Source organism: Candidatus Methylolitoribacter marinus, from assembly GCF_051853155.1.
In the GTDB taxonomy this organism is placed as follows: Bacteria; Pseudomonadota; Gammaproteobacteria; order Burkholderiales; family Methylophilaceae; genus BACL14.
Genome location: NZ_CP124221.1, coordinates 700,919 through 724,935 on the forward strand (window position 1 = coordinate 700,919; position 24,017 = coordinate 724,935).

The window sequence follows — 24,017 nt, forward strand, 5'->3', positions numbered from 1 at the left end:
AAAAGACTGTAATACCTGTTAATACTGGGATATATAAAGTTAAACAAGAATACTAAAATACACTTAAGATACTACTAGGGCGTCCCTTGGGGACGCCAACTAATTCAATTGTAAAATAAAAAAAACCACCCGAAGGTGGTTTTTAAAGTGCTATTTGAATAAACGTTTATTCAGCAGTGATTTTATATATCTTTCCTTCATCAACTGCGGCATATAACGCTCCATCAGGACCCATAGTAAGACCTCTGAATCTTTCGCTAAAGCCCACTGGCATTGTAATTACACCACGGATAGCTTTGCCATCATCTGTTAGATCGATGACATCAATTCTCGCACCAGCCGGTGTATCACCAAAGGCAATACCCATGACGCCCACAATAAGTCTATTTTCCCATTTACCCCACTGTTTTCCGGTTAAGAATGCAGCAGACCCTGTTCCTTGAGATAATCCCATGTTGTTCCATGTTGGGTACATTAAGTCTTTAAAGCGAGTATCACTCATTGGTGTAAATGCACCCCTGACTGCAGGATCCATTCCTTCTTTCTGGTTTGGCATATATCCACAGTAATCATCAGGACAGTCACCTCGGCCACCTACATTTGGTGCAGGATCCCAGCCTCCATTTTTACCATTTTGTAGCAAAGTGATTTCATCATTATGCCAAGGACCATGTTCCGCAGTAAACACTTGATTTTTCTTAGGATGGAAAGCTATACCTTGCACGCTACGATGCCCATAAGTATAAATTCTCTTATCAAAGCCTTTTGGTGGTTTATTTCCTTTCCAGGCATTACCATCAGTATCAACCCTTAAAACCTTACCGCAGATTAAAGTTGGTGATTGAGGACAGTCGCCCTTGTGTCTGTCACCGCCTGTTACCCATAACGCACCTTGTTTATCAAATCTAAGCCTTGCTCCATTGTGCGCACCAGGGCCACCAAATGGATGATCAGATTCAAATGGCTTGTATTGAATGTCCGTAATGATGTCATTTCTCTCAGCAACGGATTTAAAATCCTCACTGACTTGAAATTTCATAACAATATTGCCATTACATACATCTTTATTATCCTTACAACCATCGCCATGATGCTTATTGGATGTAGATGCAACATAAATCATTCTATTTTTTTTGAAATTTGGATCAATCGCTAAACCAAGCATTCCAGCTTGACCTTCACAAAATAAATCCTCACCTTTAGCTGGATATCCTTTGCTACCCTTCATGCCGTAGAGTTTATTAACCCCATCTTTCGTGGCAACAGATAAACCATCACATTTTTCAGTAAAAAACATGGTGTCATTATCTAGAAATGCCATATCCCATGGGTTTTTTAGATCTTTATGGACCTGCTCAACTTTAATTTTAGGTGTATCGTCTGCGAAGGCACTGACAGATAAAGCTGATAAACCAATAATTAAAGACTTTGAAAGCCATTTAATTTTATTACGCATTACAATCTCTCCTTAAAAATTTACTTAGTCAAAATTTTGCTCAGATAAATAAGCAGTTAAATCGGCTATATCCTCATCTGATAATTTTTTTGCATTCATAATCATTAAATCTGAATTGGATCCAACCTTCTTTCCTGCTCGATATGTTTCTAATCTTTTTGTAAGATAGCTAATTTCTTTTCCACCAATCCTTGGATAACTTGCAAGACCCATTCCCTTCGGACCATGGCAGGTTACACAATTCTTCTCCTTAAACTTTTTTTCACCAATTGCCGCGTCACCAGCATAAGTGAATAAAGAAATAGAGAAAGCACAGGATAAAGTGATTAACTTGAGTACAAAAAAACTTTTATTTATCATATTTAATTTCCTTACAAAACTTCACTTTTGACATTATCATGTAATTAAATAAATTGTTAGAGAAATATTCCTGAGTTTTATGACTAAGATTACTTTTGTATGTTGTGCCTTATTTTCAATGACAGCTTTTTCCATGGATTTTTTATTTAATACCCGTGAGGCTGTACAAAAAGGATTGGATACGGTTGAAATTAATGATTGTCGATATCAATCAAAGCAAGCATTAAATTTTTTAAAATTTGGTACTTACACAAACAAGATTGTGGAAGATCATTTAAAACAAGCATCATCGTCAAAAAATATTAATAAATGTCATCAGTATCTCAAAATTTGCATAGGGTTAATTTAGCTAAATATGACACATATTGGTAATATCAAGCAATACAATTCATTAAAAGATTTCAATTGAAAAAAGAAACTGCAAGAAAAGTATATCTAAAAAAACGTCAAGAACTATCCTCTTCAAAATTGGATGAGGCGTCATCCTTAATCATTCAAAGTGCGATTGAAATTATTAAAAAATATAAGCCTTTATGTGTGCATTGTTTCTTAACCATTGATAAAAAAAATGAAATCAACACTTTCCCAATTATTGAATATTGTTGTGACAATCATATCGATGTCGTTGTCCCAGTTTCCAATTTCAGGAACAATTCACTGAAAAGCGCTAAATTTAACCCCAATACCAAAACAGTATCTACAAAGAATAATATTCCTGAGCCCATTGATCCAATATGGGTTAATGATGATCAAATTGATTTAGTCATCGTACCTCTGTTAGCTTTTGATGCTTTTGGGAATCGAGTTGGATATGGGAGAGGATTTTATGATCGCCTATTTTCATCTTTACGCAAGAATGTGAAAAAAATTGGAGTCAGTTTTTTTGCACCATGCGAAGCTATAGAGGATATAGAAGAGCATGATATACCCCTAACTCATTGTATAACTCCACAATCAACTCATTATTTTTAAAAAAACTATTATTTTTTATAAATTTTAGGGAGCAAGAATGCTCCCTAAATTATCTGAATTATTTCTTAGCAGGAGGATAGGTCTCAGCTTCTGATGGAAATGCTCCAGAATGAACATCTACTGCAAATTGATTCACTGCTTTTGTAATTAATTCTGCGCCATTCATATAGGTTCTAACAAACCTTGGTTTAAAGTCAGTACAAAAACCTAACATATCGGGAAGAACAAGAGCCTGACCATCGACATCTAAACCTGCCCCAACACCGACAACAGGGATACTCACGGCGTCACGAACGGCCGCCCCAACATGTTGAGGTACTGCTTCTAAAACAATTGCGATACATCCTAGTTCTTCAAGAGTTTTGGCTTCATCGATAATCTTAAGCTCACTCTCTTTAGTTTTTCCCTGGGGTTTAAATCCGCCGATGGCATTATGATGGGTCGGAGTCAAGCCAATATGACCGATGGTAGGAATGCCTGATTCCGACAAATGAGCGTAGAGCTCCTCATTACCATCCACGCCCTCAATTTTAAGTGCGTTAGCGCCTGCTTTCATGAGGATTTCGACATTATCAAGCGCATCATACAAGCCCTTTCTAGTGCTCATAAATGGCATGGCAGCAATAAGAAATTTATCTTTTGCTCCCTTTTTTACAGCTCGAGTATGCATAGCGATGGTCTCAACATCGCAATTAATGGTATTTTCATTACCATGGATTACCATGGATAAATCATCACCAATCAATATTCCATTGATGTCTGTATCATTGAGAATTTTTGCACTCCAGTACTCATATGATGTAACAACAACGATTTTTTGACCATCCGCTTTTAATTTTTTAAAAGTTTCTAAAACGCTCATATTACAGTCCTTTCTCAAATTCATCATTTATTGTATATGAGAAAACAATATAAGCCATTAAAAACCATTTATGTTTTATGGTTTAATGAATGAAGTAAAAATTGTATCAATACTTTGTCTCATAAAAGTTTTAAAAAAACTAATATTTTTATTCGTAATCACACACAAAAAAAATATTTTCTTTATGATGAACATTAAATTAATTTCTCTAAAATATTGCTATGTCATTCGCTCTTAATCTCGCTGAAAAGAATTTATTACCAGATTGGTTAATTCGTATCGGAATCAGGAAATTACTTAAAGATCGTATATTTGAAATTTGTTCAGATAGTTATGAAAATCAACAAAAAAACAAAATTGATTTTATACACAATATGAACCGTTCCCCCATTGCAGTAGATACTAATTTGGCCAACGAACAACATTACGAAGTCCCGGCAGAGTTTTACGATTATGCACTTGGTAAAAATAAAAAATACAGTTCCTGTTATTGGAATAATAAAACTGAAACATTAGATGATGCCGAGCAATTGGCTTTAAACAAAACATGTGAACATGCTGAATTAAAAAATGGTCACAGTATTCTTGAATTAGGCTGTGGATGGGGATCTCTAACCTTATGGATGGCTAAAAAATATCCCAAATCCAAAATCACAGCTGTCTCTAACTCACATTCTCAGCGCAAATATATTGAGAACCAGGCTAAACAGAGGAAGTTAACGAATGTAAAAATTATTACCTGCAATATGACGGAGTTTGATACTAAATCGAAATTTGATCGGATTGTATCTGTTGAAATGTTCGAGCACATGAGAAATTTTGCCGTTTTATACCAAAAAATTTCAACATGGCTAAAAAAGGATGGAAAGTTTTTTAAACATATCTTCGTTCATAAAAGCGCGCCTTATTTATTTAAGGTAAAAGATAAAAATGACTGGATGAGCCAATACTTTTTTTCTGGTGGCATGATGCCGTCTATTGATTTACCACTCTATTTTCAGAGCTCACTTAAGATTGAACAGCAATGGCTTTGGGATGGCACCCACTATGCCAAAACAGCCCGAGAATGGCTTAATAATACTGACAAAAATAAAGCAGAGATCATAAATATTTTTAAAAACTGTTATGGGTCGGATAATGCCCAACTTTGGCTTCAAAGATGGAGAATATTTTTTATGGCCTGTGAGGAACTTTGGAATTATGACCAAGGTCAAGAGTGGATGGTTGCTCACTATCTTTTTTCAAAATGAAACATAAGCTGATTAACTTTGTTCTTTTTCAGAGCATTTGGTTTATTTTTATACTCTCAGCTGCACACAATTCCTTATATGGCTTATTTGTTGGTCTTAGCTTATTAATCCTCCAGTACTTATACGGAAAAAAATTATTTGCAGATTTTATTCTGATTCTATTAGCAATTGTCATTGGGTGTATCCATGATGGAATTCTAAATCACTTTAACTTTATAGATTATAATATTGTTTTTATTGACTTTTATGCTCCTATTTGGATTATTGGCTTATGGATATCGTTTGCTTTAACCATCAACCATTCACTAGCTTGGTTACAAAATAAGACAGCACTTCAAGTCTTTTTTGGCCTGATTGGCGGCCCTTTAGCTTATCTCGCTGGAGAAAAACTTGGGGCAATCACCATGAATCATGAACACGCCCTTTTTATATTAGCTTTCAGCTGGGCTCTTGTAACACCAATCTTGTTTAAATTTTATACTAAAGGCACTTAGATGAATGTTTATTTAGATGCATTACAGTTTTCTTTGTTGTTTGGTTTCATTGGTTGGATTTATTCCTACCTAAAAACTAATGTCAATATTGTTGACTCCATGTGGAGTCTATTTTTCATTGTTAACATTTCCTGTTTTGCTCAGTCAGACAATATTTCTGATAATCAGTGGTTCATTTATGCTTTGCTGGTGGTCTGGGCAGTTCGATTATCAGCTTATTTATGCATTAGAAATGCGAACAAGCCTGAAGACTCCCGCTATCAAGATATTCGCCGTAATTATTCGCCACACTTTCCCTTGAAAAGCTTATTTATTATCTTTGTCTTCCAAGCTATTTTAGCGTTAATCATTTCCTACCCGCTGTATTATATTTTTAACCCTATTAATGACCAAGGATTGAATTTCCTGTTACCGTTTAGCTATATCATGATTGCGCTTGGAATACTGTATGAATCTATTGCTGACTATCAACTTTATATATTTAAGAAAACTAGTATTTCAGGTGAAGTATGTAATATCGGACTATGGAGGTACTCAAGACACCCAAATTATTTTGGTGAATTATTAATCACTTGGGGTATTTTTATCAATGCAATTCAATTTGGACATATTTTTATCATCGTCTCTCCCCTATTGATGACTTATTTTCTCTTTAAGTTTTCTGGTGCAGGCTTGATGGAAGAAACCATCATTAATCGTAAACCAATGTATAAGAAATATATTCAATCCACCAATTCAATCCTGCCATGGTTGCCAAAAAAGTCATAAGTTTTATTTCTTTTTTGTTATTTGGCTTTAGCGCCTACGCTGAACAAATAAATTTCCAAGTCCAATTGAATGACAAGGAGATTGGCTTTCATGAATTTAATGTTCAGGATGACACGGTTAATAATAAGGCTCAATTTGATGTGAAGTTGTGGTTTATTCCAGCCTATAAATACCGTCACACGGCAACAGAAACATACAAAGATAATTGTTTAGTAAGCTTACAAAGCGAAACTCAAGATGGTGCAGATTTCTTTGAATTATCCAGTATTACCGACTCAACATATTTTAAAATTAAAGTGAATGATAAGGAGCACAATCACCCAGTATGTTCACAAACCTTTCGTTATTGGGATATTAAATTTACAGAACAAAGTCTTGCCATCAACCCTCAAGATGGTGAAATTTTTAAATTATCATTTTCAGCTGATGAAGACGAGGAAGTAAAAACTAAAACAAATTCTTTTTTAGCCAATAAATTCACCTTGCGCGCCGTCAACGATCAAGATGAAAAATTTCACATTGAGCTTTGGTACGAACAAACTAGCAAAAGATGGATCAAATTGAAATCCTACTTAAAAGATGACAACGTCCTCACCTACATACTAAATGACTAAATCCATACTAAAGCCAGAAGATCTGTCTCGACTTATCGAGATGGCCTGGGAAGACAGAACGCCATTTGACGCAATTTTCAAACAATTTGGATTAACTGAAAACGAAGTCATGCGCCTCATGCAACAAAATCTCAAACGCTCTTCTTACGTCTTATGGAGAAAAAGAGTGAAAGAGATTGGTTTAAAGCATCAAAAAAAACGTGGATTTTTGACATCTAACGCATATGCTAGCAATCAATATAAGCCAAAATAACGAAATTTAACGAGCAATGATTCTCCATTGTTTTGGGCCGCTAGAGTGAATTGAATTACCGTCTTGATCGACAGCCACAGTAACAGGCATATCTTTCACTTCAAATTCATAAATAGCCTCCATTCCAAGATCTTCAAAAGCTATTTTTTTTGCTTTTTTAATTGCCTTAGAAACTAAAAAGGCAGCTCCACCAACCGCAATCATATAAATCGCTTTATTTTTTTTAATCATGTCGATCGTTTGTTGCCCTCTTTCGGCTTTGCCAATCATACCGATTATCTCTTGATTAAGAATAGATTCACTAAATTTATCCATTCTGGTTGCTGTTGTTGGGCCTGCTGGGCCCACCGCCTCTTCTTGTATTGGATCTACTGGCCCAACGTAATAGATAACTCTATTTTTTAAATTAACTGGAAGCTGTTCGTTATTGACAATCATAGACTCAATTCGTTTATGTGCCGCATCCCGAGCTGTAAGAATTTTGCCATTAAGCAATAAAGTATCGCCAGCTTTAAATTGACTCATCTGATCTTTTGTTAATGTATCAAGATCAATAGCAATTGCATTTTCATGAGGTTGCCACTCCTCTTTTGGATAAAAGTCTAGCCTGGGTGGCACAAACTCAGCGGGACCATTTCCATCCAGTTTAAAATGAATGTGTCGAGTTGCTGCACAGTTAGGGATTATAGCAACAGGAAGTGATGCAGCATGAGTTGGAAAGTCATTAATTTTTACATCTAAAACAGTGGTGAGACCACCCAATCCTTGAGCTCCAATGCCAAGTTGATTAATTTTTTCATACAATTCGAGTCGTAATTCATCCACTCTTGATTTAGCACCTTTATTTACAAGATCTTGAATGTCAATGGCTTCCATTAAAGACTCTTTGGCCATAATCACAGCTTTTTCTGCAGTGCCGCCTACACCAATCCCCAGAACACCTGGTGGGCACCAGCCAGCTCCTAAGTTAGGAATTAAATCTAGAATATACCCCACCAGATCATCTGATGGGTTCATCATTTTTAAATGCGCTTTATTCTCTGACCCACCACCCTTGGCAGCAATCTTAAAGTCTATTGACTGACCTTTAACTAATCGAGTATGAATGACTGCAGGGGTATTATTCTTTGTATTTTTTCTTAACCCCAATGGATCCTCTACTATTGAAGCTCTAAGCGGATTTTCAGGGTTTAAATAAGCTTCAGCAACACCTTGGTTGATCAATTCATCAATTGTCTGATTGCCCTCAAATTTCACATCCATTCCGACTTCAACAAAAATAGTTACAATACCAGTGTCCTGACACAAGGGCCTCTTACCTAGAGCCGATAATTTAGAACTCGTTAAAATTTGTAACATGGCATCTTTAGCTGGTTTGGATTCTTCCTTTTGATAGGCGGCGGTCATCGCTTGAATAAAATCTTCGGAGTGGTAATAAGAGATAAACTGGAGCGCATCGCTGACGCTAGAAATAATGTCTTGGTTTTGAATCATAGTTTAGCGCACCGTTGATTGAGAAACTGCAATCGATTTATCAATATTTTTTCTTAATATCTTACCATTTTTAGTTTTAGGAAATTCATGAGCAATGTAAATCGTTTTAGGAGCCTTGTAAGCAGCTAAATGATTTTGTCCAAATTTAAGAAGCTCGTTAGGGTCTGGCTGTTTGCCTTCATGAGGCAGGATATAAGTCACAACCAATAATTTATCTTTTTCAATCTCTTCCCCAATCGCTGCACAATCTGCTACATCAGGATGAGATTTAAATACACGTTCAATTTCATAGGGAGATACACGGTAACCGAAGCTTTTAATAATGTCGTCTTTTCTTCCTAAAAACCAAATGTAGCCATCTTCATCATATTTAGCATAATCTCCTGTAAAGAACCAACCGCTATGTAAATGTTTATCAGTTTCTTCGGGTAAATTCCAATACCTTAAAAATAAACCTGGGTCACTATCAGGAACACATATCATTCCTTCTTCCCCAGTGCTCACTTCTTGTAAGGTCTCAGGATTTATTAATTTTATATCATGTCCTGGTTGAGGAAATCCAGCTGAACCAGGCCGGATAGGGTTATATTTATTCTCAGAAAGATAATATGAAAATTCTGACATGCCCACTGCCTCAAATATATCTTGGTCAAATCTATCTCTCCATTGATTTAATACCTCATCGGATAAATGCTCACCGGCACTCATACAATATCTTAATGAAGGTACATCTTCAGCCTTATAATCAGTCTTTTGTAAGATCTGTCGATAGATTGTTGGGACGCCAATAAAAATTGTAGCATTGTGTTTTTTAATCAACTTCATCCAGGTGTCGGCATGATTTTTTCCTTCATACACCACAATGGTTTTTCCAAGATGCAAAGGGTCCATCAGTCCAGATCCCAAAACATAGGTCCAGTTAAATTTTCCTGAGTGGACAATTCGGTCATCCTCGCCTTTAAAGTCAAACCAGTATTCTGATGCAGGCTTTCTCCCAATAATTGCTCGATGCGCATGCAAAACACCCTTTGGATAGCCTGTCGTTCCTGAGGTATAAACCAAGTAAGCAGGATCATTAGCTGTGGTATTTATAGAAAAATCGATGGTGTTTATTTTATTAATTTCTTGATGCATATCGAAAATATCAAATTTATCTGACTTTTCAATACCACCAGCTCCTGTTAAAAAAATGTATTTGAGTTGTGGCGGAAGAGTATGCTCCTGCAACGATTTCCACATGGATTTGTCCGTGACTAGAGCTGTGGCTTGAGAATCATTCGCCAAATAAACAACCTCTTCTGCAGTTAATAAAGTAGAAGTAGGCACAGAGACATATCCTGCCTTCATCGCACCTAAGAAAGAGATCGGATAGTCAAGAGAGTTTGGTAAGCGAATAAGAACTCTATCTTCCCTTTGCAAGCCTAAATTGATCAGACATTGAGCAAACTGATCCGTTTTTTTTGCTAACTCTTTAAAACTGATTTGATCAGTGCCAAGTTCATCGTTCTCCACAATCATGGCCAATTTATTTTCAAATTCCGTTCCAAGATGAATAGATGAACATAACTGTCCAATATTAATTTCCTTGGGAACGTTCCATTCCCACTCAAACTTTTGAATCATTATAGTATTGCTCCATAAGGCCAGTTTTCACGAATCACTTGAGCTGGTAATTTATTCAAAACACTTATCGCAAAATTTGTATCCTCCTGATTTAAAGCTCGAAGCGCATGCGCCCTCAAGAGTGTCTGCAATGCTTTACCAAACATAGGAGGGTCTAGCATTTCTCCCTCAAATTTAATAGCTCCGCCAAGCAAAGCATCAGCTTCGATTGCCGCCTTAAGTACCCTTATTCTTAGATTGATTTCTGTCGGTGATGGGGTATATGCCACTTTACATAAATGAATATGTCCTGGATGAATTACCTGCTTTCCTGTTAATCCTTTTTCAGCTTCAGTCACAGCGTGACGATAAACAATTCGTGATTCATCATCTCCATGCAAGTCAAGCCAACGACGAACGTCATGTGGCTCAATGAATTTCTCAGGCATGATGTGTTCACCAATTAAAGTTTCTACTCCACCAATGACACCTTTCCCAGCAATTCGGGCTTCAAACATAATTTGATTTAAAAAATAGGTAAGCTCTTCAATCCAATTGGCAGGAGTAATGTTGATACCCATGGCTTTTGAAAAGTCATGAATACCAAAGACCACATGCTTTACCGTATTGTAAGACATCAAATCAGGAACAATTTTTAATGACCTAGGATGTTCGATAATTGGCTGAATGGTGATTTTTGGATTGAGGTCTAAAAGAATACTTGATAAATCTCTCACTTCAGCTGAACCATATGCCTCACCTGCTTTAGCCAACATGACAACATCAACATAATCAGATACAACTTTTAATAAAGTAATATCTTTTTCAAATTCTGTTGTTCTAAATGGATTTATTCGAATAGCAATTTGCACATCTGGTCGAGATTTTCTTAGATCCCCTAACTCTAATTTTAACAGCTCACGACTTAATTCTTTTTTACTGCACCCATCTTCCAAGTCAAAAATTAGGGTATGCGCAATAGTTTGATGAGCATGTTTTTTAAACCTAGTTGATGCTGCTTCTAAATCCTCATACGTGCTATTGGAAGGTGAATATTTTACTGGAGGATAATACAGTTGAATTCCAGGCCAAAATCCTCCAAACAGATCTGAATCTATTTTTGAGATATTTTTTTCATTAGTCATCACTTACCTCTTCTTTGATCAATTCTCTTAAATTTCGTGTAGATAAAATATTCCAAAGGTCGTTATCTTGTTTTTTTAATATTTTTAATAAAGCATTTTTTTCAACTAATGATAATGATTCATATTCGTTTTGATAAAAATCTCCCAATACAAGATCAAGCTCCAACAAACCTCTTCTGCTTTTGTACCGAATAACGTGATCAATGTTCATGAAGACTCCTTTTTAAGTGAAAATATTTTCTTCATAGATGTTTTTTTTCTCTTAAATTGTAATTCTTTAATACCTGATATTGCTTTTGCAGGGCTTAGTCCTTTAGGACAAACGTCAGCACAATTCATAATGTTATGGCACCTAAATAAACGATCTTCATGATCTAAAAATTCTAAACGTTCCTCGCCACCCTGGTCTCTAGAGTCTGCTAAGAATCGATATGATTGAAGTAATGCTGCAGGACCCATAAATTTATCAGGTCCCCACCAAAAAGATGGGCATGAGGTAGTGCAAGCTCCACATAAAATACATTCATATAACCCATCAAGCTTTTTACGATCTTCAGGAGATTGAAGTCTTTCGGTTTTAGGTGCCTTTTCATTGTTTATGAAATATGGCTTCACATCATGATAATTTTTAAAAAATTGATCCATATTCACAATTAAATCTTTTACCACAGGGAGTCCTGGCATTGGACGAATCACAACCGGCTCTTTTAAATCTTTTAATTTAGTTACACACGCTAAGCCATTTTTTCCATTTATATTCATTCCATCAGAGCCGCAGACACCTTCACGACAAGATTTTCTTAATGCTAATGTTTCATCTTGTTGTTTAATTTTCATTAAAGCATCTAATAGCATCTGGTCGTTATCATCTAAATCAACCTCATATTTTTTCATGTAAGGTTTTTTATCTACCTCAGGGTCAAATCGATATACTGAGAATTTCATAATTAATACACCCTTTTTTTAAGAGGAAAAGTTTCCACCGTCAATGGTTTTAAATTTACTGGACGATAACCAATGGTGTTGGTTTGTGAATAATACAAAGTATGTCTTAACCATTGTTCATCATCTCTATCTTCAAAATCAGACCGACAATGAGCGCCCCGACTCTCTTCACGCGCATAAGCTGACTCGATCGTAGCTTTAGCAACCTCAATTAAATTTTTCAATTCTAATGCATCAATTCTTGCCGTATTGAAGATATTACTATTGTCTGAAATATGTAAATTTTGTGAACGCTCCGCAATGTCTTGAATTTTCTTAACCCCCTCTTTTAATAATTCAGGAAATCTAAATACACCGCAATGTTGTTGCATAGTTGAACGTAAATCATTTCCTAATTGAACTATATTTTCAGAACCTTTATTTTTTTTATTCAAGGACGCAACTCTTTGCTGAGGAAATTCGATCGCTTCTTGAGGGATGTCCGGAAATTTTTCTTTTTGATCAATGGACTCAATTACATGAAGACCTGCCGCTCTTCCAAATACAATTAAATCCAGTAATGAATTAGAACCTAGTCGGTTAGCCCCATGAACAGAAACACAGGCACATTCTCCGACAGCATAAAAATTTTCAATTCTATCGCCAGAATCATTTTTTCTCACCTGACCATGTAGATTAGTTGGGATACCACCCATCATATAATGAACAGTTGGCACTACAGGAATGGGGTCTTTTACTGGGTCGGCATTAGCAAATTTAATCGCAATCTCTCGAATACCTGGAAGTTTTTCATTGATCTTATCTTCTCCGAGATGGGCTAGTTGCAAATATACTGCATTTTTATTCTTTCCGATGCCCTTGCCATTTTTTATCTCTGTGGCAATTGCTCTAGAGACAACATCCCGACTCGCAAGGTCTTTAGCATTTGGTGCATATCTTTCCATAAAACGCTCACCATCTGAATTTTCTAGATACCCTCCTTCGCCACGACAACCCTCTGTCACTAAAACTCCAGCTCCCGCTATCCCTGTGGGATGAAACTGCCAGAACTCCATATCCTCCAAAGGAATATTGGCCCGAGCAGCCATACCCAATCCATCTCCTGTATTGATGTAAGCATTAGTACTTGCCTCAAAGATCCTGCCTGCACCGCCAGTTGCAAAAATTGTTTTTTTGGCCTGAAAGATTGCTAATTGACCAGTCGCCATCTCATATGCAATGACTCCTAACACCTCATCATCATTCGACTTAATTAGATCCAATGTGCTCCATTCGATGAAAAACTGAGTGTTATTCTTTACGTTTCTTTGATACAACGTATGTAACATTGCATGTCCGGTGCGGTCTGCAACAGCACATGTGCGTGACATAGCTGACTCACCAAAATTTTTTGTCATTCCACCAAATGGACGCTGATAGATTTTACCGTCTGCATTTCGGTCAAATGGCATACCGTAATGCTCTAATTCATAGATAGCATCCGCCGCATTTTTACACATATATTCGATAGCATCCTGATCACCCAAGTAATCAGAGCCCTTAATCGTGTCATACATATGCCAGATCCATTTATCTTCCGTCACATTCCCAAGAGCCGCAGCTACTCCTCCCTGAGCTGCAACAGTATGAGAACGTGTCGGAAAAACTTTTGATATTACTGCAACATTTAATCCTGCATCAGAAAGCTGAAGAGCACTTCTTAAACCGGCACCACCTGCGCCAACAACCAAGACATCAAATTTAAAATGCTGCATTTGTTAAATATCCAAGAGAAATAAAAATAAAAAAATAATCTGTAATACCATACTTAAAAGTAATATTAAATATATGACCTGATTCATCCATTTATTTTTAATGTAATCATCAATCACATGCTGAACACCAATCCAACCATGAAAAAAAGTAATTAAAAATAAAATCGTAATAATGGATCGATGAATGACCGATTGAAAAAAATCCACCCAAACTTGATAACTCAATTGATCGATTTGGATCCAATTAAAAATCAGATAACCAATAAAAAAATATAAACAAAATGCAGAGAATCTTTGGTATAGCCATTGAGTCATTCCCCCAAACAAGCTAAAAAAAGGATTTTTTACCATAACCAAAACCCCGCAATAAATGTCAAAAGAAAACTCACTATCAAGACAATTTTGCTGGTCATTCGCGCAATAATCAGATCAACACCAAAATGTAAATCAAGAAGAAGATGTCTGGTACCAGCAATTAAATGATGGATAATGCCCCATAACATCAAGCATTTGATTAACTTAAATAATGTAGTATCAAATATCAACAGAATCCAGTTGAAGATATTCTCATTTTTTAATGACCAGTAGAGCGATATTGTTAACAATGGCATCAACACAAACAAAACAACACCGCTCACCCGGTGCAAAATCGAAACCATAGCAGGCACGGGAAATCGAATGGTAAATAGATTTAAATTTTTTGGATTTCTATTTTCCATGAAATTCCTCTAAAGCCGCCAGGCGAACATTTTCTGCAACATATTCCTTTAATCTTGGATCAAATGGTTTAGGGATAATATACTCAGCTCCAAATTTTAATTCCTTCACTTGATAAGCGTCCAATACTGACTGTGGAACCTTTTCTTTTGTTAATTTAGCCAATCCCTCAGATGCAGCTAACATCATTTTCATTGTGATTTGAGGTGCTCTGGCATCCAAAGCTCCTCTAAATAAAAAAGGGAAACCCAGTACATTGTTAACTTGGTTTGCATAATCTGATCTGCCAGTTGCCATAATGACATCTTCTCTTACAGATCTTGCCTCATCTGGGGTGATTTCTGGATCAGGGTTGGCTAAAGCAAAAACGATCGGATCTCTTTTCATTTTTAATAAATACTCTTTTGGAAATAAATTGGCGCCAGATAACCCAATAAACACATCCGCATCTTCAATAATTTCCTCGAGTGTGTTTGCTGAGGTATTACTTAAAAACTCTTTGTTATATATATTGGCATCATCTCTGGATTGGTTTAGCACTCCTTTTCGGTCAACTAAATGGATTTCATTTACGCCTAAATGTCTTATTAATTTTGCACAGGATAGTCCTGCAGCACCTGCGCCAAGAAATACCACCTTAATATCTTCAATTTTTTTATTAACAATTTCTAATGCATTCTGCAATCCTGCAGCCACTATGACTGCTGTTCCATGTTGATCATCATGAAACACGGGAATGTTGAGACGTTTTTTTAATTCAGCTTCGATATAAAAACATTCTGGAGCTTTGATATCTTCAAGGTTAATACCACCAAAGGTGGGCGATATCGCTGCAACAGTTTCTATAAATTGATCAGGATCAGATAAATCAATCTCAATATCATATACATCTATATCAGCAAACTTTTTAAAGAGTATCCCCTTGCCTTCCATGACAGGCTTGCTAGCAAGTGCGCCTGTATCGCCCAACCCTAAAACAGCAGTGCCATTAGAAATAACTGCAACCAGATTTCCCTTGTTCGTATATCGATAAGCATTATCTTTGTTGTCTTGAATGGCTCTGACTGGCTCTGCTACTCCTGGAGAATATGCAAGAGATAAGTCATGAGCTGTATCGCATTGCTTCATTGAAGCGATCTCTATTTTTCCAGGTTTTGGATGCTCGTGATAATTTAAAGCTTCATCTTTTAAAGACATATTATTCAAGCTCCGTCTGATAATGGTAATTTTCGGTGAGGCACAATCCCAATCTCCATTCCACTGGTTTTTCACCATAGGTATACGAAAGTCTCTCAATACTTAATAATGGAGTTTTTCTAGGAATGCCTAATATTTTGGACACCTCATCACCTGCCGCTACCGCTTTAATTTTTTCATTGGCATTAAGCATTTGCACTCCATAGCGTGATTCATACAATCGATATAGAGATCCTTTTTTTTGATTAATCATTTCTTCGTTCAATCCTTTAAAGACAGATGATGAAATATAAATTTCATCCAGGATGAGTGGTTTTTTAGCGAATGTAAGTAATCGCTTAATTTGAAACACGGGTGAGCCTGGGATTAGGTTTAATTGTTTAGCAACATAGCTGGAAACTCTAATTTTTTTAAAAGAAAATAATTCGCTTTCAAGTTTTTCTTTATGGCCCTTTGTTGAAGTTAATCTTAAAAAACGTAATTGAATCTGCTCTTCATCATGGGTAGTTACGTAGGTTCCTTTTCCTTGACGACGTACTAATATTTTTTCAATTGAAAGTGCATCAATAGCTTTCCGAACGGTTCCTTGACTTACTTTAAAATCATTTGCTAATTCAATTTCACTTGGAATCATATCTCCTGCTTTCCACTTACCAGAAACTAATTCTTCCGTGATTCTTTGTTTTACTTGTACATACAAAGGTGTATTCATGCTTTTAAATTAAAATTAAACTTATATATATCTTATATAAGACTTAATAAAAAATCAACAAGAAATTAAAAAAATTTATTTTTATCTAAGTTATTGAAATAATAGATAAATACTATATTAATATTGAATAATAAATGAATAACATATATAAGACTTAAAATAATATTGACATAATTTTTTAATTATTTACAATATAACATTAATTAAATAATTTAATTTATATTGATGCGATGAACACAAATACTTACAAACCAAGACGTTCGATGTTGTATGTTCCTGGTTGCAATAAAAGATACCTAGAAAAGGCCAAAGTATTAAGAGCAGACACAATTATATTGGATCTTGGTGACCCTATTCTTCTGGATGCCAAAGTCCAATCACGAGATAACGTGATTCATGTGCTTCAAGAAAGGGGTTATGGCAAAAGAGAGGTGGTCGTCCGTGTCAATGACTTTGATTCACCTTGGGGCTTAGATGACATTAAAGCAGTAGCCCCACTTCAGCCTGATGCTATATTGTTTCCAAATATTGAATCAAGAGAAGATATCCTAAACTGTATTTCAGAGTTAGATCGGTGTGGTGGTCAGGATATTTCAGTCATGGTTATGATTGAAAGTCCTTTGGCTGTGCTGAATGCAAAAGAAATTGCGAGTGCATCAGATCGGATTATTTGTATGGTCTTAGCTACATCAGACCTAATATCTCAAATGTATGCCAGGACTACACAAGATCGAATTGCTCTTACCACGAGCCTATCTTTAGTTATTCTGGCGGCACGTGCCTATGGTCTCTCTGTGATTGATGGTATTCATAGCAATCTTAAAGATACTGCTTCTTTTGAATATGCCTGTCGTATGGGAAGAGATATGGGCTTTGATGGAAAATCCCTAGTCCATCCAGACCAGCTGGCTTATGCAAATGATGCCTATACACCCAAGCCTCAAGAAATCGAACAAGCGAAAGCAATCATTAGTGGACTTGCAGAAGCTAATGCCTCTGGCCGAGGAACAGTTGTGGTCGATGATAAATTGGTCGAGCATCACCATGTCACGGCAGCAAAAAGACTGCTCGTCCAATACGAAATGATGGAAGAATTGGAAAATAATATATGAGTCAACATCAAGGAAATTTTTTAGAGGATTTTTCACCTAACCAGGTATTTGAGCACGCCATTCCAAGAACCATTTCTGATGGAGATGTTTCTTTATACCTTGCTCTTGTAGGCAATCGAAATCCCTTGCACTGCTCAATTTCAACTGCACATAGTATAGGTTTAAATGCCATCCCAGTCGATGATATGTTACTTTTTCATATCGCATTTGGTCGAACAGTGAATGATGTTTCTTTGAATGCAGTTGCTAATTTAGGATATGCAAATATTCAGTTTAAAAAGTGTGCTTACGTTGGAGATACCATTCGATCAGAATCTCAAGTTATTGGTGTAAAGGAAAATTCAAATAAGTCGACTGGCGTACTCTATGTCAGATCAACGACCTTTAATCAAGATAATGAAGAAATACTATCCTGGGTGCGCTGGGTAATGGTTCCAAAAAGAAATAATGACTCAAAAATTAACGAACTTATCCCGAATGATTTACCAGAGATTTCAGATTTATCTGAGATTCATCGCAACAATGTTTCATATGCAGATTTTAATTATAGCGATACCGGATCAGATTTATTATTTGAAAGTTATGAAATAGGTCAAATCATAAATCATTCCTCTGGAATGACCATTGACGATACAGATCATACTCTTGCAACCAAACTCTATCAGAATAACGCAAAGCTGCATTTCGATGCTCATATGATGAAATCTACGCCATTTAAAAGACGTTTAATTTATGGAGGTCACATAATCTCATTATGTCGCTCATTATCATTTGAAGGTCTAGAAAATGCCCTACAGGTGGTGGGTGTGAATTCTGGTGTTCATTCTAACCCAACATTTGCTGGAGATACCATTTACACAAGAACAGAAATTATCGATAAATTTGAGCACAATAATTTTTCAAACGCTGGAATTTTAAGGCTCAGACAATTGGGTATAAAAAACTCGCCTAGTGCTCTTATTGAAAATATTACCAGTGAAAAAAATGGGAAAAAAATTTACAACCCAAGCATAGTTCTTGATATTGATTATTTTGTAGTAATTCCAAAAAGGAAATAATTATGGCTTTAACTCATCCTAACGAAGCATTATTTACAGGTGAAAAACCTTTCCCAATGATTCCAGTGTGTGAGCACTTTGCTGGCAGTGAAAAATTAATTACTAAAGCACTCGGTTTGCAAGAGACACTAGGCCCTGTCTTTAACATTACCTGTGACTGCGAGGATGGAGCTGCTGCCGGCCAGGAGCAGGAACACGCTGAGATGATTGTTCGTATCCTCAATTCTGAAGCAAATCAATTTAAAATGGCCGGTTCTAGGATTCATGACTTCACTCATCCTCATTGGAAAAAAGATGTAGATATTCTTGTTGCTGGAGCAGGAAACGTTCTTAGTTATATTACGATTCCTAAATCTACCAATGTTGATCAACCAAAAGAAATGATTGCTTACATTCAAAAAGTCGCTAAAGATAATAATATTAATCGTGAAATTCCAATTCATGTGCTTATTGAAACGCATGGAGCTCTCGCTGATGTGCATAACATTGCAAAACTTCCTTGGCTACAAGTGTTGGATTTTGGGCTTATGGACTTTGTCAGTGGTCACCATGGGGCCATACCTGCATCAGCGATGCGAAGTCCAGGTCAGTTTGATCATAGGTTACTATCGAGAGCTAAAAGCGAAGTAGTTGCTGCAGCGATAGCCAATGGAGTAGTGCCTGCACATAACGTTACATTGGATTTAAAAAATACTGAGACCACCTTTTCGGATGCGAAAAGAGCACGTGATGAGTTTGGTTTCATGAGAATGTGGAGTATCTATCCAACTCAGATCACAGCAATTGTCGATGCAATGAAGCCAAATTTTAATGAAATACAAGATGGAGCAGAAATATTAATACTCGCCCAGGATGCCGACTGGGGGCCGATACAATTCAAAGGTGAGCTTCATGATCGAGCGACTTATCGATACTTTTGGGAAATCCTTCAAGCTGCAAAACAAACAGGTCAAAATATTCCTAAAGAAGCTGATCAGAGATTTTTTTCATAGAAAGGTTATTTGATGTCTGCTGGTAAAAAATTTAGAGATGCGCTTGTTCAAGAAAAACCACTTCAGGTAATTGGTGCGATTAATGCTTACCATGCCCTTCTCGCCACCCAAACTGGATTTAAGGCATTATATCTCTCTGGTGGTGGTGTTGCGGCGGGTTCCTTAGGGATTCCTGACTTAGGTATATCGACTTTGGAAGATGTATTAATAGATATCAGAAGAATCACTGATGTTACTGATACGCCCTTGCTTGTTGATATAGATACAGGGTTTGGTGGTGCATTAAATATATCTCGGACAATTAAATCAACCATCAAAGCTGGTGCCGCAGCTATACATATTGAAGATCAGGTGCAAGCGAAACGATGTGGCCACCGTCCAAATAAAGCTATTGTTTCACAACAAGAGATGGTAGATCGGATTAAGGCTGCAGTTGATGCTAAAACAGATCCAGACTTTGTCATTATGGCTCGTACCGATGCCTTAGCAGTAGAAGGATTATCAAGTGCAATTGATCGAGCATGCGCATGTGTAGAGGCTGGTGCAGACATGATATTTCCTGAGGCAATGACAGAGTTGTCTATGTATCAAGAGTTTTCCAATGCAGTCAAAGTCCCTATTCTCGCAAATATTACTGAATTTGGATCAACCCCACTTTTTACTAGAGAGGAATTGGCGGGTGCTGATGTCAGCCTAATTTTATATCCACTAAGCGCCTTCCGAGCTATGAATAAAGCGGCCTTATCCGTTTATGAATCAATACGGCAAGATGGAACACAACAAAATGTAATAGAGCAGATGCAGACCAGGAATGAATTATATGAATTTCTCAATTATCATGCCTACGAAAAAAAATTAGATGAGCTCTTTGAGCAGGAGAAATAGATTACGAAGGAGAATTTATGAATAATGTCACTGAAAAAAAAGTAAAAAAGGGAGTAGCCCTTGCAGGTGTAAATGCTGGTACTACAGCTGTTTGTACCGTTGGACACACTGGAAATGATCTGCATTATCGTGGTTATGATATTTTAGATCTTGCAAAATATTCTAATTTTGAAGAAGTGGCTTATTTATTAATTCATGGTGAATTACCGAATTCTGATCAATTAATAGCATATAAAGATAAACTTAAAACACTTCGAGATATTCCAGATGCGGTCAAGATAGCGTTAGAGCAACTGCCAAAAAATGCTCACCCAATGGACGTGATGCGAACAGGTTGCTCTGTCCTGGGAACAATTGAACAGGAAGGCGAAGATCGTGATATTGAGAATACAAAAAATATTGCTGACCGTCTTATTTCTTGTTTTGGCTCAATGCTGATCTATTGGTACCATTTTTCTCATCACGGAAAAAAAATAGATTGTGTATCTGAGATGGACTCCATAGCAGGACATTTTCTATATTTATTGCATGGAAAATCTCCCTCAGAGCTTCATGAAAAGGCGATGAATACTTCACTTGTCTTGTATGCAGAGCATGAATTTAATGCATCTACCTTTACCTCTCGTGTTATTGCTGGCACCTTATCAGATATGTATTCAGCAATCACGGGGGCTATTGGCGCTCTTCGTGGACCAAAACATGGTGGTGCTAATGAGGCAGCGATGGAGATTATTGCACGCTATAAAGATGCTGATGATGCAGAAAAAGATATTCGTGATCGAATGGCTCGCAAAGAAATCATTATTGGTTTTGGGCACCCTGTTTACACTATTGGAGATCCAAGAAATGAGAGTATCAAATCTGTCTCAAAAGCATTATCAGAAGATGCTGGAGATATGAATTTATTTAATATCTCAGAAAGAATTGAAAAAGTGATGTGGGATGAGAAGAAAATGTTCCCCAATTTAGATTGGTATAGCGCATCAAGCTACCATCTGATGGGTATCCCCACTTCTATGTTTACTCCAATTTTTGTAATTTCAAGAACAACAGGTTGGTCAGCTCATGTCATTGAGCAAAGAATTGATAACAAAATTATCAGACCGAATGCAGAGTATACCGGACCAGAGAATAGATCGTACACACCAATAAATCAAAGATAAAGAAAGGTAAAAAATGTCTTCACATATTTCTAATATAAGGCCTGAGCCCGATCAGGTCATCGTAGATATTGCAAAATATGTAAATGAGTATGAAATTAACAGCGATGAAGCTTTAGATACAGCAAGATATTGTTTAATGGATACATTAGGATGTGGTCTAGAAGCACTTAGCTATTCAGCATGTACTAAACTTTTAGGGCCGGTTGTTCCAGGAACTACTGTTCCTAATGGAGCAAAAGTTCCAGGAACTAATTATCAATTAGATCCCATTAATGCAGCATTTAATATTGGGGCCATGATCAGATGGTTAGATTTCAACGATACTTGGTTGGCAGCGGAATGGGGTCATCCATCGGATAACTTGGGAGGTATTTTAGCTGTTGCGGATTGGCTTTCAAGAACAAGAATTGCGGAAGGTCAATCTCCTCTTCTCATGAAAGATGTGCTCATCGCCATGGTCAAAGCCCATGAAATTCAAGGGGTGATTGCTCTTGAAAATAGTTTTAATCGAGTCGGTTTAGATCATGTGCTTTTAGTCAAAGTAGCCTCAACAGCCGTCGTCGCAAAGATGTTAGGAGCAAGCTATGAGCAAATTATTGACGCCGTCTCTAATGCTTGGTTGGATGGACAAAGTCTCAGAACCTATCGCCATGCCCCAAATACAGGTTCAAGGAAATCATGGGCTGCAGGTGATGCAACCAGCCGCGCTGTAAGATTAGCGCTCATGGTAATGAAGGGTGAAATGGGTTATCCATCAGCACTTACTGCAAAAACATGGGGCTTTTATGATGTATTATTTAAAGGCAAACCTTTTGAATTTACACAAACATACGGTTCGTATGTAATGGAAAATGTTCTTTTTAAAATATCTTTTCCCGCTGAGTTTCATGCTCAAACCGCAGTGGAGTGCGCGCTAGCGTTACATCCAAATAATATTGACTTGATAGACACCTTAGAAAAAATAAATAAAATTGATCGGATTGAAATTACAACCCACGAATCAGCGATTAGGATTATTGATAAAACAGGTCCACTAAATAACCCAGCCGATCGTGATCATTGCATACAGTACATGACATCCATTGGTTTACTCAAAGGCAATCTTACCGCACAAGACTACGAGGACACGGTAGCAAATGACCCGCGAGTGGATGCACTTCGAGAAAAAATGACTTGTGTTGAAAAACCAGAATATACCAAAGATTATCTTGACCCAGATAAAAGATCAATTGCTAATGCAGTACAAATTTTTTATGAGGATGGCTCATCTTCTGAACAAGTGGCAGTTGAATATCCAATTGGGCATCGACGTCGAAGAAGTGAGGGAATTCCAGAGTTGATTAAAAAATTTAAGATCAACTTGAAGCGTGAATTTGATGATGCTCGGGCTGAAAAAATTATGAATCTGAATTTAGATATTGATTTACTTCAACAAACACCAGTCAATGAATATGTGGATCTATATACTAAGTAAGCTCAGACTGTATTGCTCTTAATTCATCAAACGGATCTTGGTATTCATCATATTCATGATCCGTTTGGGCATACCAATAACGACTATTAGGTTCATCCCCTTCAATTTTATGAAGGACTGCATGGATCCAGTTCGAGTAATTTGAATGCATCTCTTGTACAATTTTGTGAGACGCATCCCATTCATCATTAATTGCTAACTCTAGTGCTTTAACAAGACTATCATTGCTCACTAATTTGATTCCTTTTGCTGTCTATATTCGCAATCCGGTAAATGATTTTCTAGTAACCCATTGATTGTTAAAGTGGGTACTTTACAAAATTGACACTGGTAGTTATTCACACCCTCCTCAATTCTTTCTTGTGGGTAATCGATAAAATATTTACTCATTAATACCTGTCTCCTTAATCATCCATTCTAAATATTTTTTCTCTGCATGTATATCAAGCACAATTAACTCTGGTGTCTCGTATGGGTGATTCACTAAAAAAAAATTTTTAATCTCTTTGATCTTCTTATTTGTAGTTTTTATAATCACCATTGTTTCAGTATCTGTAGCGATTTTATTTTTCCACCAATACATCGATTCCACGTTATCAATCAAGTTGACACAAGCAATCAATCTTTGATTTAGCAATTCACTAATAAAAGACTTACAATTCTTTTTAGGTAATGTAGTTATGATAAGTTTGGGGCTATTAAACAACATAAAAAACTATTCAAATTATTTTCAATACA

General features: G+C 36.5%; 29 protein-coding genes. 13 read left to right on the forward strand and 16 right to left on the reverse strand.

Features of this window, described 5'->3' with window-relative positions; genetic code table 11:
• Nucleotides 1-166: 166 nt before the first annotated feature.
• The gene (locus tag QFA95_RS03750; protein ID WP_486462204.1) at nt 167-1,456 is read right to left on the reverse strand and encodes a PQQ-dependent sugar dehydrogenase; all 1,290 of its coding nucleotides are present in this window, start codon (nt 1,454-1,456) and stop codon (nt 167-169) included.
• Between the two features lie 24 nt (nt 1,457-1,480).
• Nucleotides 1,481-1,816 carry a c-type cytochrome gene (locus tag QFA95_RS03755; protein WP_486462205.1) on the reverse strand — a complete coding sequence of 112 codons (336 nt, stop codon included), beginning with the start codon at nt 1,814-1,816 and terminating at the stop codon, nt 1,481-1,483.
• A 79-nt stretch (nt 1,817-1,895) separates the two neighbouring features.
• On the opposite strand from QFA95_RS03755, the gene QFA95_RS03760 reads away from it, so the two are divergent.
• Entirely contained in the window at nt 1,896-2,165 is a 270-nt protein-coding gene (locus tag QFA95_RS03760) for a hypothetical protein (RefSeq protein ID WP_486462206.1), read from the forward strand.
• Nucleotides 2,166-2,221: 56 nt separating this feature from the next.
• Entirely contained in the window at nt 2,222-2,788 is a 567-nt protein-coding gene (locus tag QFA95_RS03765; RefSeq protein WP_486462207.1) for a 5-formyltetrahydrofolate cyclo-ligase, read from the forward strand.
• Between the two features lie 58 nt (nt 2,789-2,846).
• Here QFA95_RS03765 and panB read toward each other — a convergent pair whose 3' ends face one another.
• Complete coding sequence (panB, locus tag QFA95_RS03770; RefSeq protein ID WP_486462208.1) at nt 2,847-3,650, reverse strand: 3-methyl-2-oxobutanoate hydroxymethyltransferase; 804 nt, start codon at nt 3,648-3,650, stop codon at nt 2,847-2,849.
• 221 nt (nt 3,651-3,871) lie between these two features.
• Here panB and QFA95_RS03775 point away from each other — a divergent pair, with 221 nt between their 5' ends.
• From QFA95_RS03775 to QFA95_RS03795, 5 genes are read left to right on the forward strand one after another with little or no spacing between them, the layout of a single operon-like run.
• The gene (locus QFA95_RS03775; protein WP_486462209.1) at nt 3,872-4,900 is read left to right on the forward strand and encodes an SAM-dependent methyltransferase; all 1,029 of its coding nucleotides are present in this window, start codon (nt 3,872-3,874) and stop codon (nt 4,898-4,900) included.
• Nucleotides 4,897-5,394, forward strand: coding sequence for a DUF2878 domain-containing protein (locus QFA95_RS03780; RefSeq protein ID WP_486462210.1), 498 nt, complete (start codon nt 4,897-4,899; stop codon nt 5,392-5,394). Before QFA95_RS03775 ends, QFA95_RS03780 begins: the two co-directional genes overlap by 4 nt.
• Nucleotides 5,395-6,162 carry a DUF1295 domain-containing protein gene (locus tag QFA95_RS03785; protein WP_486462211.1) on the forward strand — a complete coding sequence of 256 codons (768 nt, stop codon included), beginning with the start codon at nt 5,395-5,397 and terminating at the stop codon, nt 6,160-6,162.
• A complete protein-coding gene (locus tag QFA95_RS03790) occupies nt 6,141-6,776 on the forward strand; it encodes a DUF6134 family protein (protein ID WP_486462212.1) in 636 nt (211 codons plus the stop codon). Before QFA95_RS03785 ends, QFA95_RS03790 begins: the two co-directional genes overlap by 22 nt.
• A complete protein-coding gene (locus tag QFA95_RS03795; protein ID WP_486462213.1) occupies nt 6,769-7,029 on the forward strand; it encodes a TIGR03643 family protein in 261 nt (86 codons plus the stop codon). Before QFA95_RS03790 ends, QFA95_RS03795 begins: the two co-directional genes overlap by 8 nt.
• Before the next feature lie 6 nt (nt 7,030-7,035).
• Here the strand turns inward: QFA95_RS03795 and QFA95_RS03800 are convergent, their stop codons facing one another.
• From QFA95_RS03800 to QFA95_RS03845, 10 genes are read right to left on the reverse strand one after another with little or no spacing between them, the layout of a single operon-like run.
• Nucleotides 7,036-8,523 (reverse strand): fumarate hydratase, encoded by a 1,488-nt coding sequence (locus tag QFA95_RS03800; protein ID WP_486462214.1) that lies wholly within the window; start codon nt 8,521-8,523, stop codon nt 7,036-7,038.
• Nucleotides 8,524-8,526: 3 nt separating this feature from the next.
• On the reverse strand, nt 8,527-10,146 hold the full coding sequence (locus QFA95_RS03805; RefSeq protein WP_486462215.1) for an acetate--CoA ligase: 1,620 nt from the start codon (nt 10,144-10,146) through the stop codon (nt 8,527-8,529).
• Nucleotides 10,146-11,270, reverse strand: a complete 1,125-nt coding sequence (locus QFA95_RS03810) for an HpcH/HpaI aldolase/citrate lyase family protein (RefSeq protein WP_486462216.1) — start codon at nt 11,268-11,270, stop codon at nt 10,146-10,148. The genes QFA95_RS03805 and QFA95_RS03810 overlap by 1 nt, the downstream gene beginning before the upstream one ends.
• Nucleotides 11,263-11,481 carry an FAD assembly factor SdhE gene (locus tag QFA95_RS03815; protein ID WP_048356686.1) on the reverse strand — a complete coding sequence of 73 codons (219 nt, stop codon included), beginning with the start codon at nt 11,479-11,481 and terminating at the stop codon, nt 11,263-11,265. The genes QFA95_RS03810 and QFA95_RS03815 overlap by 8 nt, the downstream gene beginning before the upstream one ends.
• Complete coding sequence (locus tag QFA95_RS03820) at nt 11,478-12,215, reverse strand: succinate dehydrogenase iron-sulfur subunit (protein WP_486462217.1); 738 nt, start codon at nt 12,213-12,215, stop codon at nt 11,478-11,480. Before QFA95_RS03820 ends, QFA95_RS03815 begins: the two co-directional genes overlap by 4 nt.
• A 2-nt stretch (nt 12,216-12,217) precedes the next feature.
• Nucleotides 12,218-13,969 (reverse strand): succinate dehydrogenase flavoprotein subunit, encoded by a 1,752-nt coding sequence (gene sdhA / locus QFA95_RS03825; protein WP_486462218.1) that lies wholly within the window; start codon nt 13,967-13,969, stop codon nt 12,218-12,220.
• A 3-nt stretch (nt 13,970-13,972) separates the two neighbouring features.
• Nucleotides 13,973-14,320, reverse strand: coding sequence for a succinate dehydrogenase, hydrophobic membrane anchor protein (sdhD, locus tag QFA95_RS03830; RefSeq protein WP_486462219.1), 348 nt, complete (start codon nt 14,318-14,320; stop codon nt 13,973-13,975).
• Nucleotides 14,314-14,688 (reverse strand): succinate dehydrogenase, cytochrome b556 subunit, encoded by a 375-nt coding sequence (gene sdhC / locus QFA95_RS03835; protein WP_486462220.1) that lies wholly within the window; start codon nt 14,686-14,688, stop codon nt 14,314-14,316. The genes sdhD and sdhC overlap by 7 nt, the downstream gene beginning before the upstream one ends.
• Nucleotides 14,678-15,883 carry a malic enzyme-like NAD(P)-binding protein gene (locus tag QFA95_RS03840; protein ID WP_486462221.1) on the reverse strand — a complete coding sequence of 402 codons (1,206 nt, stop codon included), beginning with the start codon at nt 15,881-15,883 and terminating at the stop codon, nt 14,678-14,680. The genes sdhC and QFA95_RS03840 overlap by 11 nt, the downstream gene beginning before the upstream one ends.
• 1 nt (nt 15,884) lies before the next feature.
• Nucleotides 15,885-16,595, reverse strand: a complete 711-nt coding sequence (locus QFA95_RS03845; protein WP_486462222.1) for a GntR family transcriptional regulator — start codon at nt 16,593-16,595, stop codon at nt 15,885-15,887.
• A 263-nt stretch (nt 16,596-16,858) separates the two neighbouring features.
• Between QFA95_RS03845 and QFA95_RS03850 the strand changes: the two genes are divergently transcribed.
• The 6 genes from QFA95_RS03850 to QFA95_RS03875 are packed head-to-tail and all read left to right on the forward strand — an operon-like array spanning nt 16,859 to nt 23,279.
• A complete protein-coding gene (locus tag QFA95_RS03850) occupies nt 16,859-17,707 on the forward strand; it encodes an HpcH/HpaI aldolase/citrate lyase family protein (RefSeq protein ID WP_486463448.1) in 849 nt (282 codons plus the stop codon).
• Complete coding sequence (locus QFA95_RS03855) at nt 17,704-18,765, forward strand: MaoC family dehydratase (protein WP_486462223.1); 1,062 nt, start codon at nt 17,704-17,706, stop codon at nt 18,763-18,765. The genes QFA95_RS03850 and QFA95_RS03855 overlap by 4 nt, the downstream gene beginning before the upstream one ends.
• 2 nt (nt 18,766-18,767) lie before the next feature.
• Nucleotides 18,768-19,757, forward strand: a complete 990-nt coding sequence (locus QFA95_RS03860; RefSeq protein ID WP_486462224.1) for an HpcH/HpaI aldolase/citrate lyase family protein — start codon at nt 18,768-18,770, stop codon at nt 19,755-19,757.
• Between the two features lie 12 nt (nt 19,758-19,769).
• The gene (gene prpB, locus QFA95_RS03865; RefSeq protein WP_486462225.1) at nt 19,770-20,642 is read left to right on the forward strand and encodes a methylisocitrate lyase; all 873 of its coding nucleotides are present in this window, start codon (nt 19,770-19,772) and stop codon (nt 20,640-20,642) included.
• A 17-nt stretch (nt 20,643-20,659) separates the two neighbouring features.
• Complete coding sequence (gene prpC / locus QFA95_RS03870; RefSeq protein WP_486462226.1) at nt 20,660-21,805, forward strand: bifunctional 2-methylcitrate synthase/citrate synthase; 1,146 nt, start codon at nt 20,660-20,662, stop codon at nt 21,803-21,805.
• A 13-nt stretch (nt 21,806-21,818) separates the two neighbouring features.
• Nucleotides 21,819-23,279, forward strand: coding sequence for a bifunctional 2-methylcitrate dehydratase/aconitate hydratase (locus QFA95_RS03875; RefSeq protein ID WP_486462227.1), 1,461 nt, complete (start codon nt 21,819-21,821; stop codon nt 23,277-23,279).
• Here the strand turns inward: QFA95_RS03875 and QFA95_RS03880 are convergent.
• From QFA95_RS03880 to cutA, 3 genes are read right to left on the reverse strand one after another with little or no spacing between them, the layout of a single operon-like run.
• Entirely contained in the window at nt 23,272-23,511 is a 240-nt protein-coding gene (locus tag QFA95_RS03880) for a hypothetical protein (protein ID WP_486462228.1), read from the reverse strand. The genes QFA95_RS03875 and QFA95_RS03880 overlap by 8 nt on opposite strands.
• Nucleotides 23,511-23,669, reverse strand: coding sequence for a hypothetical protein (locus tag QFA95_RS03885; protein ID WP_486462229.1), 159 nt, complete (start codon nt 23,667-23,669; stop codon nt 23,511-23,513). The genes QFA95_RS03880 and QFA95_RS03885 overlap by 1 nt, the downstream gene beginning before the upstream one ends.
• Complete coding sequence (gene cutA / locus QFA95_RS03890; protein WP_486462230.1) at nt 23,662-23,988, reverse strand: divalent-cation tolerance protein CutA; 327 nt, start codon at nt 23,986-23,988, stop codon at nt 23,662-23,664. Before cutA ends, QFA95_RS03885 begins: the two co-directional genes overlap by 8 nt.
• Nucleotides 23,989-24,017: the final 29 nt, after the last annotated feature.

Bases quoted from the DNA above. Each gene is read 5' to 3' on its own strand.
- QFA95_RS03750 (WP_486462204.1), bottom strand. From the start codon at position 1,456: ATGCGTAATAAAATTAAATGGCTTTCAAAGTCTTTAATTATTGGTTTA.
- QFA95_RS03755 (WP_486462205.1), bottom strand. From the start codon at position 1,816: ATGATAAATAAAAGTTTTTTTGTACTCAAGTTAATCACTTTATCCTGT.
- QFA95_RS03760 (WP_486462206.1), top strand. From the start codon at position 1,896: ATGACTAAGATTACTTTTGTATGTTGTGCCTTATTTTCAATGACAGCT.
- panB (WP_486462208.1), bottom strand. From the start codon at position 3,650: ATGAGCGTTTTAGAAACTTTTAAAAAATTAAAAGCGGATGGTCAAAAA.
- QFA95_RS03775 (WP_486462209.1), top strand. From the start codon at position 3,872: ATGTCATTCGCTCTTAATCTCGCTGAAAAGAATTTATTACCAGATTGG.
- QFA95_RS03780 (WP_486462210.1), top strand. From the start codon at position 4,897: ATGAAACATAAGCTGATTAACTTTGTTCTTTTTCAGAGCATTTGGTTT.
- QFA95_RS03785 (WP_486462211.1), top strand. From the start codon at position 5,395: ATGAATGTTTATTTAGATGCATTACAGTTTTCTTTGTTGTTTGGTTTC.
- QFA95_RS03790 (WP_486462212.1), top strand. From the start codon at position 6,141: ATGGTTGCCAAAAAAGTCATAAGTTTTATTTCTTTTTTGTTATTTGGC.
- QFA95_RS03795 (WP_486462213.1), top strand. From the start codon at position 6,769: ATGACTAAATCCATACTAAAGCCAGAAGATCTGTCTCGACTTATCGAG.
- QFA95_RS03800 (WP_486462214.1), bottom strand. From the start codon at position 8,523: ATGATTCAAAACCAAGACATTATTTCTAGCGTCAGCGATGCGCTCCAG.
- QFA95_RS03805 (WP_486462215.1), bottom strand. From the start codon at position 10,146: ATGATTCAAAAGTTTGAGTGGGAATGGAACGTTCCCAAGGAAATTAAT.
- QFA95_RS03810 (WP_486462216.1), bottom strand. From the start codon at position 11,270: ATGACTAATGAAAAAAATATCTCAAAAATAGATTCAGATCTGTTTGGA.
- QFA95_RS03815 (WP_048356686.1), bottom strand. From the start codon at position 11,481: ATGAACATTGATCACGTTATTCGGTACAAAAGCAGAAGAGGTTTGTTG.
- QFA95_RS03820 (WP_486462217.1), bottom strand. From the start codon at position 12,215: ATGAAATTCTCAGTATATCGATTTGACCCTGAGGTAGATAAAAAACCT.
- sdhA (WP_486462218.1), bottom strand. From the start codon at position 13,969: ATGCAGCATTTTAAATTTGATGTCTTGGTTGTTGGCGCAGGTGGTGCC.
- sdhD (WP_486462219.1), bottom strand. From the start codon at position 14,320: ATGGTAAAAAATCCTTTTTTTAGCTTGTTTGGGGGAATGACTCAATGG.
- sdhC (WP_486462220.1), bottom strand. From the start codon at position 14,688: ATGGAAAATAGAAATCCAAAAAATTTAAATCTATTTACCATTCGATTT.
- QFA95_RS03840 (WP_486462221.1), bottom strand. From the start codon at position 15,883: ATGTCTTTAAAAGATGAAGCTTTAAATTATCACGAGCATCCAAAACCT.
- QFA95_RS03845 (WP_486462222.1), bottom strand. From the start codon at position 16,595: ATGAATACACCTTTGTATGTACAAGTAAAACAAAGAATCACGGAAGAA.
- QFA95_RS03850 (WP_486463448.1), top strand. From the start codon at position 16,859: ATGTTGTATGTTCCTGGTTGCAATAAAAGATACCTAGAAAAGGCCAAA.
- QFA95_RS03855 (WP_486462223.1), top strand. From the start codon at position 17,704: ATGAGTCAACATCAAGGAAATTTTTTAGAGGATTTTTCACCTAACCAG.
- QFA95_RS03860 (WP_486462224.1), top strand. From the start codon at position 18,768: ATGGCTTTAACTCATCCTAACGAAGCATTATTTACAGGTGAAAAACCT.
- prpB (WP_486462225.1), top strand. From the start codon at position 19,770: ATGTCTGCTGGTAAAAAATTTAGAGATGCGCTTGTTCAAGAAAAACCA.
- prpC (WP_486462226.1), top strand. From the start codon at position 20,660: ATGAATAATGTCACTGAAAAAAAAGTAAAAAAGGGAGTAGCCCTTGCA.
- QFA95_RS03875 (WP_486462227.1), top strand. From the start codon at position 21,819: ATGTCTTCACATATTTCTAATATAAGGCCTGAGCCCGATCAGGTCATC.
- QFA95_RS03885 (WP_486462229.1), bottom strand. From the start codon at position 23,669: ATGAGTAAATATTTTATCGATTACCCACAAGAAAGAATTGAGGAGGGT.
- cutA (WP_486462230.1), bottom strand. From the start codon at position 23,988: ATGTTGTTTAATAGCCCCAAACTTATCATAACTACATTACCTAAAAAG.